Genomic DNA, 13,811 nt, shown 5'->3' on the forward strand with positions numbered 1-13,811 from the left:
ACGCGAGACAGTCGACTAGAGGTGACTATCAATGACTAGGAAACGTGTAGCAGCTTTCACCCCCCCCACCCCCTCGGGGCCGACCAGGACCCCGGGCCGGCGGTCGGCACCGGCCGGGAGCGCGAGGTGCCCGGTCATCGTCAGGCCGTCGGCCGAGTAGGCGATCGTGCGCGTCGTGACCGTCGTCATGAGCCTGACCGTAGTGATCACCGGGTCCGGTCGGGCGGCGTTCTGCCGCCGGCGGAAACGGACGCGCGAACGCCGGCGGCTCGTGGGAGCGCGCCGGCGTTCGGGGTTGAGCGTGTCAGTCCTTGATCTCGCAGATCGTTGCGCCGGAGGTGAGGGAGGCGCCGACCTCGGCCGTCAGGCCGACGACGGTGCCGGAGCGGTGCGCGTTCAGCGGCTGCTCCATCTTCATCGCCTCCAGGACGACGACCAGGTCGCCCTCGTTGACCTGCTGGCCCTCCTCGACGGCGACCTTGACGATCGTGCCCTGCATCGGGGAGGCGAGGGTGTCGCCGGAGGCGGCGGGGCCGGACTTCTTCGCCGCGCGGCGCTTCGGCTTGGCGCCGCCCGCCGCGGCCGTGCGGGCCAGGGTCATGCCGAGGGACGACGGGAGGGAGACCTCCAGCCGCTTGCCGCCGACCTCGACGACGACCGTCTCTCGGCCGGGCTCGTCCTCGGCCTCGTCGGCCGCGGGGGCCGCGAACGCGGGGATCTCGTTGACGAACTCGGTCTCGATCCAGCGGGTGTGGACCTTGAACGGGGTGCCGTCCGTCGGGGCGAACGCCGGGTCGGCGACGACCGCGCGGTGGAACGGGATGGCCGTGGCCATGCCCTCGACCTCGAACTCGGCCAGCGCGCGGGCCGCACGCTGCAGCGCCTGCTCGCGGGTCGCGCCCGTCACGATCAGCTTGGCCAGGAGGGAGTCCCAGGCCGGGCCGATGACCGACCCGGACTCGACGCCCGCGTCCAGGCGGACGCCGGGGCCGGTCGGCGCGCTGAACCTGGTGACGGTGCCGGGCGCGGGCAGGAAGTTCCGGCCCGGGTCCTCGCCGTTGATGCGGAACTCGAAGGAGTGGCCGCGCAGGACCGGGTCGCCGTACCCGAGCTCCTCGCCGTCGGCGATGCGGAACATCTCGCGCACGAGGTCGATGCCGGCGACCTCCTCGGTGACCGGGTGCTCCACCTGGAGGCGGGTGTTGACCTCCAGGAAGGAGATCGTGCCGTCGACGCCGACGAGGAACTCGACGGTGCCGGCGCCGACGTAGCCGGCCTCCTTCAGGATGGCCTTGGAGGCGCGGTACAGCTCGGCGTTCTGCTCCTCGGAGAGGAACGGCGCCGGGGCCTCCTCGACCAGCTTCTGGTGGCGGCGCTGGAGCGAGCAGTCGCGGGTGGAGACGACGACGACGTTGCCGTGGCTGTCGGCGAGGCACTGGGTCTCGACGTGGCGCGGCTTGTCGAGGTAGCGCTCGACGAAGCACTCGCCGCGGCCGAAGGCGGCGACGGCCTCGCGGACGGCGGAGTCGTACAGCTCGGGGACCTCGTCGAGCGTGCGGGCGACCTTCAGGCCGCGGCCGCCGCCGCCGAAGGCGGCCTTGATCGCGATGGGCAGGCCGTGCTCCTTGGCGAAGGCGACGACCTCCTCGGCGCCCGACACCGGGTCGGGGGTGCCGGCGACCAGCGGGGCGCCGGCGCGCTGCGCGATGTGGCGGGCGGCGACCTTGTCTCCGAGGTCCCGGATGGCCTGCGGCGGCGGGCCGATCCAGGTCAGGCCCGCGTCGAGGACGGCCTGCGCGAATTCGGCGTTCTCGGAGAGGAAGCCGTATCCGGGGTGGATGGCGTCGGCGCCGGAGTCGGCGGCCGCCTGGAGGACCTTGGAGATGTCCAGGTAGCTCGCGGCCGGGGTGTCACCGCCCAACGCGAAAGCTTCGTCGGCCGCGCGGACGTGCAGGGCGTCCCGGTCCGGATCGGCGTAGACGGCTACGCTCGCGATCCCGGCATCCCGGCAGGCCCGAGCAACGCGGACAGCGATTTCGCCACGGTTGGCGATGAGCACCTTGCGCACGATGGCTCCCTCCTTGAAACAAGCTGAGTTTAGGGACTGCCCACACGGCCTTACGACCCTCTCCTAGAGGTGACCTTGCCCACACGGAGTGTGATTCGAGTCCGCCTCGATCGAGGAAAGTCCAAGTGGTGCCCCAGGTCAGGGGGATCCCCGACTGCACAGTAACCCCGTCAGGTAGCCACGGTCTCTGTCCGCCCGCTCAGCGGGCCCCGGCGATTCTTTGTGGATTCCCTACGAACGGCCCACAGATTCTTTGCGCGGCCGCCGTCCGCGGGGCGTTCCGCAAGCGGGCCGTGCACACCCCTTGTCCGTACGTTTACCCGTTAGTAGCCTCCAGGCGTCGAGTGGGCCCGCGGCCCGTTTCCGCAGGAAGGGGTGGGGTCGTGGACGTGGTGCTGCGCAGGCTCGCGGCGGGCCTGGGTGCCGTCGTGCTCGCGGCCGAGGCGCTGGTGCTGGCGCTTGTCCACTTCGTCCTGGGGCGGACGACGCAGAGCCAGTCGATGTCCATCGCCGGCATGGATCCGGATGTCATGGTCATGGCAACGTACGCGATGGGCGCCGGCACGGCCGGCTTCCTCCTGCTGTGCGCCGTCCTGCTCGCCGCGGCCGCCGTCCGCGACCGCGCCCCCGGGCGGTTCGCCCGCGTCGTGCTCGTCTGCGCCGCCGTCACCCACGCCGTGCTCGGCGCGCTCGCCGTCGGCCTGGTCGGCTGGGGCGCCTTCGCCGTACTGATGCTGGCCCTGTGCCTGCTCGTCTACGTCCTCACGCAGTACGCGGCCCGCGGGCGCGGCGAGGCGGACGGCCGCCCGAGGGGGTGAAGGCTGCTACAGGTTTCCTGGTCATTCATAGTCACCTCTAGTCGGCTGTCTTGCGTACGTTGGTCTTGTGAAGCTTTCGGAGTGGGCCCGTCAGCAGGGCGTGAGCTACCAGACCGCTTGGCGGTGGGTGAGGGACGGGAAGATGCCCGTGCCGGTCCGCCAGGCGCCGTCGGGGACGTGGCTGGTCGATGAGCCTGCTCCGGCCGCAGTCGTGGAGGCGGGGCGGGTGGTGGCGTACTGCCGCGTGTCGTCGGTCGACCAGAAAGCGGATCTTGACCGGCAGGTGGCCCGGGTCGTGGCGGGTGCGAACGGGCTGGGTCTGGCCGTCGCCGAGGTCGTGACCGAGGTCGGTTGCGGGGTGAACGGCGGGCGCCGGGAGCTGCACCGGGTGCTGTCCGACCCGCAGGTCGCGGTGATCGTGGTCGAGCACCGCGACCGGCTGGCCCACTTCGGTGTCGAGCACCTCGAAGCGGTCCTGTCGGCGTCGGGGCGGCGCCTGGTCGTCCTCGACCCCACCGAGACCGCCGAGACCGCCGACGACCTCGTACGGGACATCACCGAGGTGCTCACCTCGATGTGCGCCCGCCTGTACGGGCGGCGGGCGGCGAAGAACCGGGCCGCCCGCGCGGTGGCCGTGGCGACCGCCGAGGCCGACGAGTGAAGAAATTCCAGGCGCAGCCGGGGTTCCAGGTGCAGGCGTTCCGGTTGGCCCTGGACCCGAACGCCTTCCAGGAAGCAGCACTCCGCTCGCACTGCGGCGCCGAGCGCGCCGCCTACAACTGGGCCGTCGGCTGGGTGACCGCTTCCTGGTGGCAGCGCAAGGCGGAGGAGTCCTACGGCGTCCCCGCGGATGCGCTGACCGGCTGGCGGCCGTGGTCGCTTCCGTCGCTGCGGAAGGCGTTCAACGAGGCCAAGCACACCGACCCCCGGTTCGCCGGGTGGTGGGAGGAGAACTCCAAGGAGGCGTACTCCACCGGTCTCGCGAACGCCGCCGCCGCGTTCGACAACTACGCGAAGTCCAAGCAGGGCAAGCGGCGCGGCAAGCGCATGGGTGCGCCCCGGTTCAAGTCGAAGCGGAAGGCGCGTCTGGCCTGCCGGTTCACCACCGGCACCATCCGCGTGGACGGCGACGGCCGGCATGTGACACTGCCGAGGCTGGGCACGATCCGCACCCACGAACCCACCGCCGACCTCCACGCCCGCATCCAGGCCGGGACCGCCCGCGTCTTGTCCGCGACCGTGCGACACGAACGGGGACGCTGGCTCGTCTCCTTCCAGGCCGAGGTGAAGCAGCACATTCGGCGCGTGACGCGCCCAGGCGTGGCGGTCGGGATCGACCTCGGGGTGAAGACCCTCGCGGTCATGGCCGACAGCACGGGCGAGAACCGCACCGTCGCGAATCCCGGGCACTACGACGCCGCGCGCAAGCAGCTGCGCCGCGCCTCCCGGACCGTGTCCCGCCGGCAGGGCCCCGACCGCAGGACGGGACGCAAGCCGTCGAAGCGGTGGGGGAAAGCCAACGACATCCGCAACCGGGTGCATCACCGGGTGGCGAACCTCCGCGAGGACGCACTGCACAAGCTCACCACGGCCGTGGCGGCCGAGTACGGCACGATCGTGGTCGAGGAACTCAATGTCGCGGGGATGCTCCGCAACCGGCGCTTGGCCCGGCGCATCGCCGACGCCGGATTCGGTGAGATCCGCCGTCAGCTCGCCTACAAGACCCGCCAGCGCCACGCCACCCGCCTCGTGGCAGCCGACCGCTGGTACCCCTCCTCGAAGACCTGTTCCGGGTGCGGCGCGGTGAAAGCCAAACTGCCGCTGCACGTCCGGACCTACGAATGCGACGCCTGCAACCTGGTCATCGACCGGGACGACAACGCCGCACTCAACCTCGCCGCTCTCGCGGCGGCCTGCACCACTGGTACCGGAGTGGCCGGAGACCAGGACACCGCCCCGGCGGCGTCGAAGCCTCGTGGAGCCGACCGTAGGACCCGCGCCACCACCCGCAGCCGCAACGCCACGGGTGGGCGGGCAGGTGGCGCAACCCTGCCGCACCAGCGGCAGCAGGAAACGAGAGACCGTACTCAAGCCGAAGCTCTCACGCTTTGGTGATGTGACGGACCTTCCGGGCCGGAATGCCCGGAATGCTGAGACCTGACTACGGCCTCAGCAACGGTCACGCCCACAAGTCGGTGATCGACACGCCCAGTTCGCCGAGCAGGGAGCGCAGCAGCGGCAGCGACAGCCCGATGACGTTGCCGGGGTCGCCGTCGATGCCCTCGATGAACGGCGCCGACAGCCCGTCCAGGGTGAACGCCCCTGCGACGTGCAGCGGCTCGCCGCTCGCCACGTACGCCGCCACCTCCGCGTCCGTCGGCTCGCCGAAGCGGACCGTCGTCGACGCGGTGGCCGAGACCGCGCGCCCCGTCGCCGTGTCGACGATGCAGTGGCCCGTGCGCAGGACGCCGGACCGGCCGCGCATGGCCTTCCAGCGGGCGGTGGCGTCCTCGGCGTCCTCCGGCTTGCCCAGCGCCTCGCCGTCCAGCTCCAGCACCGAGTCGCAGCCGATCACCAGCGAGCCCGCCGCCTCGTCCATGGCGGCCACGACGCCCGCCTTGGCCTCGGCCAGGGCGAGCGCCAGCTCCGCCGGGGAGTCCGCGCGCAGGCTGTCCTCGTCGAAGTTGCTGACGATGACGTGCGGGGCAAGCCCGGCCTGCCGCAGCAGGTTCAGCCGGGCGGGCGAGGCGGAGGCGAGGACGAGGGTCCGGGCAGCAGTCATGCCCGCCATCGTAGGCGCGGCCCGCCGGGCCCGGCACAGGCCCTAGTGGCCCACGCCCAGCACGTACACGACGACCGCCATGGCCAGGACGACCACGACGGTCATCCGGCGGACCATCGCCTGCGCGTCGCGCATGTCCTCGGGCGGCTCGTTCTCCGGGTCAGACCACAGCATGCACCGATCGTGGCCCCGCGGAGCGGTGCGGCGCCTGAGTACGGGTACTCAGGCGCCGCCTCCGCTTCACGCCGTCTTCTCAGCCCCGACCGGGCCAGTAGGTGCGGGCCCAGGCGCCCGGACCGGGGTGCGGCAGGGTGCGCCGCGCCACCCGGTCCGGCGCCGACCAGGCGTCGGCTGCCCGGGGCGCCTCCGACGGCGCCGACGCCAGCGCCGCCGCGCGCGCCCGGACCACCGCCAGTGCGGCGGCCAGCTCCTCCGGGGTCGGGTTCCCCTTGACGACCTTGATCACCACAGCGTTACCTCCTGGAGGCTAGAGGGGGATGTTGCCGTGCTTCTTCGGCGGCAGCGACTCCCGCTTGGTGCGGAGCTGGCGCAGCCCCTTCACGATGTGCGCCCGGGTCTCCGACGGCATCGCCACCGCGTCGATGTAGCCGCGCTCGGCGGCGGTGTACGGGTTGAGGAGGGTGTCCTCGTACTCGCCGATCAGCCGGGCCCGGACCGCCTCGACGTCCTCCCCGGCGGCCTCGGCCTCGGCGAGGGTGCGGCGGTGCAGGATGTTGACGGCGCCCTGGGCGCCCATGACCGCGATCTGGGCGGTGGGCCAGGCGATGTTCAGGTCCGCGCCGAGGTGCTTGGAGCCCATGACGTCGTAGGCGCCGCCGAAGGCCTTGCGGGTGATGACCGTGATCAGGGGGACGGTGGCCTCGGCGTACGCGTAGATCAGCTTCGCGCCGCGCCGGATGATGCCGTTGTACTCCTGGTCGGTGCCCGGCAGGAAGCCCGGCACGTCCACGAACGTCAGCACCGGGATGTTGAAGGCGTCGCAGGTCCGCACGAACCGGGCGGCCTTCTCGGAGGCGTCGATGTCGAGGCAGCCCGCGAACTGCATCGGCTGGTTGGCGACGATGCCGACGGGGTGCCCCTCGACGCGGCCGAAGCCGGTCAGGATGTTCGGCGCGAACAGCGACTGCGTCTCCAGGAACTCGCCCTCGTCGACGACGTGCTCGATGACGGTGTGCATGTCGTACGGCTGGTTCGCGCTGTCCGGGATCAGCACGTCCAGTTCGAGGTCCGTCTCCGAGACCGCGGTGTCGGCCTCCTCCGGGAAGGCCGGCGGCTCCGAGAGGTTGTTCGACGGCAGGTAGGACAGCAGCGACTTGACGTACTCGACGGCGTCCTTCTCGTCGCCCGCCATGTGGTGGGCCACACCCGAGGTGGCGTTGTGGGTGCGGGCGCCGCCGAGCTCCTCGAAGCCGACGTCCTCGCCGGTGACCGTCTTGATGACGTCCGGGCCGGTGATGAACATGTGCGAGGTCTGGTCGACCATCACGGTGAAGTCGGTGATGGCCGGCGAGTACACGGCGCCGCCTGCGCACGGCCCGACGACCAGGCTGATCTGCGGGATGACGCCCGACGCGTGCACGTTGCGGCGGAAGATCTCGCCGTACATGCCGAGCGCGCTGACGCCCTCCTGGATGCGGGCGCCGCCGGAGTCGTTGATGCCGACGACGGGGCAGCCCGTCTTCAGGGCGAAGTCCATCACCTTGATGATCTTCTGGCCGTAGACCTCGCCCAGGGCGCCGCCGAAGACCGTGAAGTCCTGCGAGAACACGGCCACGGGGCGGCCGTCGACCGTGCCGTAGCCCGTGACGACGCCGTCGCCGTACGGGCGGGTCTTCTCCAGGCCGAAGTTGGTCGACCGGTGCCGGGCGAACTCGTCCAGCTCCACGAAGGAGCCCTCGTCCAGCAGCAGGGCGATCCGCTCGCGGGCCGTCAGTTTGCCCTTGGCGTGCTGCTTCTCCACGGCCCGGGCGGAGCCGGCGTGGGTGGCCTCGTCGATACGGCGCTGCAGGTCCGCGATCTTGCCCGCGGTGGTGTGGATGTCGATCGGCTCGGAGGGTTGTGACATCGGGGTCGCGGCTCCCTGTGTGGTGTCAACTGCCTGGTCAATTGAATGACTACTGCTGGCTACTGGTGCGTAGCGTATCGGCGGGCATGGCGCTCGGCAGTGCGGCGTTTGACACACCTAATCTGGGTTGCATGACGCCATCCGATGCCCCAGGCGGGGCTTCCTCCGGGGCCCCTTCCGACCGCTGGTCGAGCCTCGACCGGCCGCCGCTGAACACCGCCGCACTCCGGCGCGCCCTGACCGCCGGCGGAGGCCTGTGGACCTCCGTGGAGGTCGTCCCCAGCACCGGCTCCACCAACACCGACCTTGCGGCCCGCGCCGGCGGCCTGCCCGAGGGCGCCGTCCTCGTCGCCGAGGAGCAGACCGCCGGCCGGGGCCGCCTGGACCGCAGCTGGGTGGCGCCCGCCCGCTCCGGGCTGTTCTTCTCCGTCCTCCTCAAGCCCGGCCCGGCCGTCCCGCAGGAGCGCTGGGGCTGGCTGACGCTCCTGGCCGGCGTGGCCGCCGCGGCCGCACTGGAGCGGACCGCCGGCGTGGACGCCTCCCTCAAATGGCCCAACGACCTGCTGGTCGCCGTCGACGGCCAGGAGCGCAAGGCCGCCGGGATCCTCGCCGAGCGGACCGCGGACGGCGTCGTCATCGGCATCGGCCTCAACGTCAGCCTGACCCGCGAGGAGCTGCCCGTACCCGAGGCCGGCTCGCTGCTGCTGGCCAAGGCCGCCGTCACCGACCGCGAGCCGCTGCTGAAGGCCGTACTGCGCTCCCTGGAGCAGTCGTACGCCGACTGGCGCGCCGCCGCGGGCGACCCGGCCGCCTCCGGCCTGCTGGAGGCGTACGCCGCCCGCTGCGCCACCCTCGGCCGCGAGGTGCGGGCCGAGCTGCCCGGCGGGCGCACGCTCACCGGAACGGCCGAGGCGGTCGACGCGGAAGGACGGCTCGTCCTGCGCGCCACGGACGGCTCCCGCGAGGCCGTGGGGGCCGGGGACGTGGTGCACCTGAGGCCCGCGGGGTGAGCCCGCGGCCCCGCGGCCGCCGAAGGTGACGGGAGTGGGGAGTGAGCTACGGCACACCTGCCGTATGGTTTAGGCGTTCGGCGGGTCTCCCGGCGATCACCGGTTCGGCAGGGCAGTGCGCACGGAAATGGACAGGAGGCGGCCCTTGACCGTCGACGACCCTTCGTCCGGCGCGTCCTCCCCGGGCGACGGCGCCCCCGGCCCGGGGATGCCGATCGGACGCGACCGGCACACTCCCCACCACGAGGTCGACCACACCGCCCAGCCCACGGCGGACCCGCTCGCCATCCGGCTGGAGCAGCTGATCCTCGGCGCGGAGCGCCGGTACACGCCGTTCCAGGCCGCCCGCAGCGCCGGCGTGTCGATGGAGCTCGCCTCCCGCTTCTGGCGGGCGATGGGCTTCGCCGACATCGGGCAGGCCCGCGCCCTGACCGAGGCGGACGTCCTGGCGCTGCGCCGGCTCGCCGGCCTCGTCGAGGCCGGGCTGCTGAGCGAGCCGATGGCCGTCCAGGTGGCCCGCTCGACCGGGCAGACCACCGCCCGGCTGGCCGAATGGCAGATCGACTCCTTCCTGGAGGGGCTCACCGAGCCCCCCGAACCGGGCATGACCCGGACCGAGGTCACCTACCCCCTGGTCGAGCTGCTCCTGCCCGAGCTGGAGGAGTTCCTCGTCTACGTGTGGCGGCGCCAGCTCGCGGCCGCCACCGGCCGGGTCGTCCAGGCCGCCGACGACGAGGAGATGGTCGACCGGCGGCTGGCCGTCGGCTTCGCCGACCTGGTCGGCTTCACCCGGCTCACCCGCCGCCTGGAGGAGGAGCAGCTCGGCGAGCTCGTCGAGTCCTTCGAGACGACCTCCGCGGACCTGGTCGCCGCGCACGGCGGCCGGCTCATCAAGACCCTCGGCGACGAGGTGCTGTACGTCGCCGACGACGCGGCGACGGCCGCCGAGATCGCGCTGCGGCTGATCGAGACCATGGAGGCCGACCGGCTGATGCCCGAGCTGCGCGTCGGCATCGCCTTCGGCACGGTCACCACGCGCATGGGCGACGTCTTCGGGACGACGGTGAACCTCGCCAGCCGGCTCACCTCCATAGCGCCGAAGGACGCCGTCCTGGTGGACGGCGCGATGGCCGAGGAGCTGGGCCGCACGGGCGCCGCACCCGTCTCGGAGAAGGAGGCCGAGGCCGAGCTGGGCGGCGGCTCGTACCGCTTCGCGCTCCAGCCGATGTGGCAGCGGCCGGTGCGCGGCCTGGGCGTCGTGGAGCCCTGGTCGCTGACGCGGCGGAAGCCTAAGATCCCCGGGTAACGTTCGTTAACCGGGAGGGTCCCTGTGTCGGTGGAGTCGGAGTTCGTATCGGTACGTCGGCACGGCGGCGACGGGGTCGTGGAGCTGGTCCTGGACCGCCCGAAGGCGATGAACGCGGTCTCGACCGCCATGGCGCGCGCGATCGGCGCCGCCTGCGCCGAGCTGTCGGCCGACCCCTCCGCCCGCGTCGTCGTCCTCACCTCGGCCGCCGAGCGGGCCTTCTGCGTGGGAGCCGACCTCAAGGAGCGCAACTCCCTCTCCGACGCCGAGCTGGTGCGGCAGCGGCCGACCACGCGCGGCGCGTACGGGGGCGTGCTGGAGCTGCCCATGCCGACGATCGCCGCGGTGCACGGCTTCGCGCTCGGCGGCGGCTTCGAGCTGGCCCTGGCCTGCGACGTGATCGTGGCGGACGAGACGGCCGTGGTCGGCCTGCCCGAGGTGTCCGTCGGCGTGATCCCGGGCGGCGGCGGCACGCAGCTGCTGCCCCGGCGCGTCGGCGCGGCCCGGGCCGCGGAGCTGATCTTCACGGCGCGGCGGGTGGAGGCCGCCGAGGCGCTCTCGCTGGGCCTGGTGGACTCCCTCGTCCCGGCGGGCCGGGCGCGGGAGGAGGCCCTGGAGCTGGCGGGCCGGATGGCGGCGAACTCGCCGGTGGGGCTGCGGGCCGCCAAGCGGGCGCTGCGGCTGGGCCACGGCATGGACCTGGCGGCCGGCCTGGAGATCGAGGACGCGGCCTGGCGGACGGTGGCCTTCTCCGGCGACCGGGCCGAGGGCGTGGCGGCGTTCAACGAGAAGCGGCGCCCGAACTGGCCCGGCGTCTGACGGCGGCCCGCGGGCGGGGGTGCGGGGCGGGCGGCGCGGGCGGCGCGGCGCGGGCGGGTTCCCGGCCCGCACCGTCACGAATGCGGACAAAAGTCCCTAACCTGGGGTGATGGGACTCGACGGGCGGCTGCGAGCCGTCGTGGGCCTGGCGCAGGCCATGGCCGCCGCGGCCGCACCGCGGGACAGTGTGCGCGCCGCGGCGCGCGCCGCGCGCCTCGCGCTGGACGGCTCGTTCGCCGCGATCTCCGCCTGGGAGCGGGAGCGCGGCCGGCTGCGGGTGCTCGTCAACGAGGGGGAGCGCCGGCCCGGCGAGGCCGAGTTCCCCGAGGACGAGTCGTACCCGGTGCACGACTTCCCCGAGATCGCCGAGTTCCTGCACGAGCTGTGGGCCGGCGGCGGCGGCCCGCACGCCTGGGTCGAGCACGCCGGCGGCGGCCGCCCCGGGCGCCGCGGCGAGGCCCTGCGCCGGCGCGGGCGCGGCACCTGCGTGGTCGCGCCGATCGTGCTCAGCGGACGGGCCTGGGGCGAGCTGTACGTGGCCCGGGGCGACGGGCTGCCGGACTTCGACGAGGACGACGCCGAGTTCGCGGGCGTCCTGGCCGCCGTCGTCGCCGCCGGGCTGGCGCAGGCCGACCGGCTGGAGGAGGCCCGGCGGCTGGCCTTCACCGACCCGCTCACCGGGCTCGCCAACCGGCGGGCCGTCGACATGCGGCTCGACGAGGCGCTGGAGGCGCACCGGCGCGACGGGGCCGTCGTCAGCCTCGTCGTCTGCGACCTCAACGGGCTCAAGCGGGTCAACGACACCCTCGGCCACGCCACCGGCGACCGCCTGCTGGAACGGTTCGGCTCCGTGCTCAGCCTGTGCGGGGCCATGCTGCCCGGCGCGCTGGCCGCCCGGCTCGGGGGCGACGAGTTCTGCCTGGTCAGCGTCGGCCCGCCGGCCGACGACGTGGTGCGCGTCAGCGAGGAGCTGTGCCGGCGCGCGGGCGGCCTGGAGCTCGGCGAGGGCGTCGCCTGCGGGGTCGCCTCCACCGGCGACCCGATCGGTCCGGTGCAGTCCTCCCGCCGCCTCTTCCGGCTCGCCGACGCCGCCCAGTACAAGGCAAAGGCCGCCCGCTCCGGCGGCCCCGTCGTCGCCGGCCGCGACACCGCCGTGGTCCGCCTGGCCGACGCCGCAGCCCGCGGGGAGCGGGGCGAGCGGCGGCGGTTCCGGGGGCGGGCCTGATGCCGGGGTGCGGCGGGCCGCGGGGCCCGGGGCGGCGTAAGAGGTCCTCGTGAAAGTCGCTAGTGACATGAAGCGATTCAGTCCGTAGGGTGCTGAATATGGATATGCACACTGTCGTGGTGGGGACCTCCGGGACCACCCCCGAGGACGTCATCGCCGTCGCCCGCGGCAACGCGCGGGTCCAGCTCTCCGAAGAGGCCCTCGACGCGCTCGCCCGCGCCCGCGGGATCGTCGACGCCCTCGCCGCCAAGCCCGAGCCCGTCTACGGCGTCTCCACCGGCTTCGGCGCCCTGGCCTCCCGGCACATCAGCCCCGAGCTGCGCGCCCAGCTCCAGCGCAACATCGTCCGCTCGCACGCCGCGGGCCTCGGCCCGCGCGTCGAGCGCGAGGTCGTCCGCGCCCTGATGTTCCTGCGGCTGAAGACCGTCGCCTCGGGCCACACCGGCGTCCGCCCGTCGGTCGCGCAGACCATGGCCGACGTCCTCAACGCCGGCATCACGCCCGTCGTCCACGAGTACGGCTCGCTGGGCTGCTCCGGCGACCTCGCCCCGCTCTCGCACTGCGCGCTCACCCTGATGGGCGAAGGCGACGCCGAGGGCCCCGACGGCACCGTCCGCCCCGCCGGCGAACTCCTCGCCGAGGCCGGCATCGAGCCGGTCGTCCTCCGCGAGAAGGAGGGCCTCGCCCTCCTCAACGGCACCGACGGCATGCTCGGCATGCTCCTCATGGCCCTCGCCGACCTGCACCGGCTGTACACCTCCGCCGACATCACCGCCGCCCTGACGCTGGAGGCCCTGCTCGGCACCGAGAAGGTCCTCGCGCCCGAGCTGCACGCCATCCGCCCCCACCCCGGCCAGGGCGCCTCCGCCTCCAACATGGCGGCCGTCCTCAAGGGCTCCGGCCTCACCGGCCACTACCAGGAGGAGTCGGCGCCCCGCGTCCAGGACGCCTACTCGGTGCGCTGCGCCCCGCAGGTCGCCGGCGCCGGCCGCGACACCCTCGCGCACGCCGCCCTGGTCGCCTCCCGCGAACTGGCCTCCGCCGTCGACAACCCGGTCGTCCTGCCCGACGGCCGCGTCGAGTCCAACGGCAACTTCCACGGCGCGCCCGTCGCCTACGTCCTGGACTTCCTCGCCATCGCCGCCGCCGACCTCGGCTCCATCGCCGAGCGGCGCACCGACCGGCTCCTGGACAAGAACCGCTCGCACGGCCTGCCGCCCTTCCTCGCGGAGGACGCCGGCGTCGACTCCGGGCTGATGATCGCCCAGTACACGCAGGCCGCCCTGGTCAGCGAGATGAAGCGGCTCGCCGTCCCCGCCTCCGCCGACTCCATCCCGTCCTCCGCCATGCAGGAGGACCACGTCTCGATGGGCTGGTCGGCCGCGCGCAAGCTCCGCACCGCCGTCGACAACCTGTCCCGCGTCATCGCCATCGAGCTGTACGCGGCCACCCGCGCCATCGAGCTGCGCCACGGGCTCACCGCGGCCCCCGCCAGCCTCGCCGCCATCGAGGCCGCCCGCGCGGCCGGCATCGGCGGCCCCGGCCCGGACCGCTTCCTCGCGCCCGACCTGGCCGCCGCCGACGCGTTCGTCCGCTCCGGCGCCCTGGTCGCCGCGGTCGAGGCCGTGACCGGCCCGCTCGCCTGACGGCAGCCGCGCGCACCGCGCACACGACGGGGGCCGCGCCCGGGGAGGACA

General features: G+C 73.4%; 13 protein-coding genes and 1 pseudogene. 8 read left to right on the top strand and 6 right to left on the bottom strand.

What is annotated here, in order from left to right; all coding sequences use genetic code 11:
• Positions 1-63: 63 nt before the first annotated feature.
• Together C0216_RS34205 and C0216_RS03810 are read right to left on the bottom strand one after the other, a co-directional pair.
• Positions 64-189 (bottom strand): annotated as a pseudogene (locus C0216_RS34205) (dienelactone hydrolase family protein); the annotation flags it as partial.
• A 115-nt stretch (positions 190-304) separates the two neighbouring features.
• Positions 305-2,068: an acetyl/propionyl/methylcrotonyl-CoA carboxylase subunit alpha gene (locus tag C0216_RS03810; protein ID WP_114053877.1), complete on the bottom strand. Its 1,764-nt coding sequence runs from the start codon at positions 2,066-2,068 to the stop codon at positions 305-307.
• 383 nt (positions 2,069-2,451) lie between these two features.
• On the opposite strand from C0216_RS03810, the gene C0216_RS03815 reads away from it, so the two are divergent.
• The 3 genes from C0216_RS03815 (at position 2,452) to tnpB (ending at position 5,001) form a co-directional block, all read left to right on the top strand.
• Positions 2,452-2,886, top strand: coding sequence for a hypothetical protein (locus tag C0216_RS03815; protein WP_246042309.1), 435 nt, complete (start codon positions 2,452-2,454; stop codon positions 2,884-2,886).
• A 67-nt stretch (positions 2,887-2,953) separates the two neighbouring features.
• On the top strand, positions 2,954-3,547 hold the full coding sequence (locus C0216_RS03820) for an IS607 family transposase (RefSeq protein WP_114053878.1): 594 nt from the start codon (positions 2,954-2,956) through the stop codon (positions 3,545-3,547).
• Positions 3,544-5,001 carry an IS607 family element RNA-guided endonuclease TnpB gene (gene tnpB, locus C0216_RS03825; RefSeq protein ID WP_114053879.1) on the top strand — a complete coding sequence of 486 codons (1,458 nt, stop codon included), beginning with the start codon at positions 3,544-3,546 and terminating at the stop codon, positions 4,999-5,001. Before C0216_RS03820 ends, tnpB begins: the two co-directional genes overlap by 4 nt.
• A 64-nt stretch (positions 5,002-5,065) precedes the next feature.
• Here the strand turns inward: tnpB and C0216_RS03830 are convergent, their stop codons facing one another.
• From C0216_RS03830 to C0216_RS03840, 4 genes are all read right to left on the bottom strand, one after another.
• Positions 5,066-5,677 (bottom strand): nucleoside triphosphate pyrophosphatase, encoded by a 612-nt coding sequence (locus C0216_RS03830; protein WP_114053880.1) that lies wholly within the window; start codon positions 5,675-5,677, stop codon positions 5,066-5,068.
• A 33-nt stretch (positions 5,678-5,710) separates the two neighbouring features.
• Positions 5,711-5,842, bottom strand: coding sequence for a morphogenic membrane protein MmpB (gene mmpB, locus C0216_RS34915; protein ID WP_260615810.1), 132 nt, complete (start codon positions 5,840-5,842; stop codon positions 5,711-5,713).
• A 79-nt stretch (positions 5,843-5,921) separates the two neighbouring features.
• Positions 5,922-6,137, bottom strand: coding sequence for an acyl-CoA carboxylase epsilon subunit (locus C0216_RS03835; protein WP_114053881.1), 216 nt, complete (start codon positions 6,135-6,137; stop codon positions 5,922-5,924).
• 18 nt (positions 6,138-6,155) lie between these two features.
• Complete coding sequence (locus tag C0216_RS03840; protein ID WP_114053882.1) at positions 6,156-7,754, bottom strand: acyl-CoA carboxylase subunit beta; 1,599 nt, start codon at positions 7,752-7,754, stop codon at positions 6,156-6,158.
• 131 nt (positions 7,755-7,885) lie between these two features.
• Between C0216_RS03840 and C0216_RS03845 the strand changes: the two genes are divergently transcribed.
• The 5 genes from C0216_RS03845 (at position 7,886) to hutH (ending at position 13,760) form a co-directional block, all read left to right on the top strand.
• Positions 7,886-8,764 (top strand): biotin--[acetyl-CoA-carboxylase] ligase, encoded by an 879-nt coding sequence (locus C0216_RS03845; protein ID WP_114053883.1) that lies wholly within the window; start codon positions 7,886-7,888, stop codon positions 8,762-8,764.
• Between the two features lie 145 nt (positions 8,765-8,909).
• Positions 8,910-10,070 carry an adenylate/guanylate cyclase domain-containing protein gene (locus C0216_RS03850; RefSeq protein WP_114053884.1) on the top strand — a complete coding sequence of 387 codons (1,161 nt, stop codon included), beginning with the start codon at positions 8,910-8,912 and terminating at the stop codon, positions 10,068-10,070.
• A gap of 24 nt (positions 10,071-10,094) precedes the next feature.
• Positions 10,095-10,889 (top strand): enoyl-CoA hydratase/isomerase family protein, encoded by a 795-nt coding sequence (locus C0216_RS03855; protein WP_114053885.1) that lies wholly within the window; start codon positions 10,095-10,097, stop codon positions 10,887-10,889.
• 109 nt (positions 10,890-10,998) lie between these two features.
• Positions 10,999-12,114 carry a GGDEF domain-containing protein gene (locus tag C0216_RS03860; protein WP_114053886.1) on the top strand — a complete coding sequence of 372 codons (1,116 nt, stop codon included), beginning with the start codon at positions 10,999-11,001 and terminating at the stop codon, positions 12,112-12,114.
• Positions 12,115-12,218: 104 nt separating this feature from the next.
• Complete coding sequence (gene hutH, locus C0216_RS03865) at positions 12,219-13,760, top strand: histidine ammonia-lyase (RefSeq protein ID WP_114053887.1); 1,542 nt, start codon at positions 12,219-12,221, stop codon at positions 13,758-13,760.
• The last annotated feature ends 51 nt before the right edge of the window (positions 13,761-13,811 follow it).

Origin of the sequence: Streptomyces globosus (assembly GCF_003325375.1) — a bacterium.
In the GTDB taxonomy this organism is placed as follows: Bacteria; Actinomycetota; Actinomycetes; order Streptomycetales; family Streptomycetaceae; genus Streptomyces; species Streptomyces globosus_A.

Excerpts from the sequence above, each read along its gene's own strand:
- C0216_RS03830 (WP_114053880.1), bottom strand. The coding sequence starts at position 5,677 with ATGGCGGGCATGACTGCTGCCCGGACCCTCGTCCTCGCCTCCGCCTCG.
- mmpB (WP_260615810.1), bottom strand. The coding sequence starts at position 5,842 with ATGCTGTGGTCTGACCCGGAGAACGAGCCGCCCGAGGACATGCGCGAC.
- C0216_RS03840 (WP_114053882.1), bottom strand. The coding sequence starts at position 7,754 with ATGTCACAACCCTCCGAGCCGATCGACATCCACACCACCGCGGGCAAG.
- C0216_RS03845 (WP_114053883.1), top strand. The coding sequence starts at position 7,886 with ATGACGCCATCCGATGCCCCAGGCGGGGCTTCCTCCGGGGCCCCTTCC.
- C0216_RS03860 (WP_114053886.1), top strand. The coding sequence starts at position 10,999 with ATGGGACTCGACGGGCGGCTGCGAGCCGTCGTGGGCCTGGCGCAGGCC.
- hutH (WP_114053887.1), top strand. The coding sequence starts at position 12,219 with ATGCACACTGTCGTGGTGGGGACCTCCGGGACCACCCCCGAGGACGTC.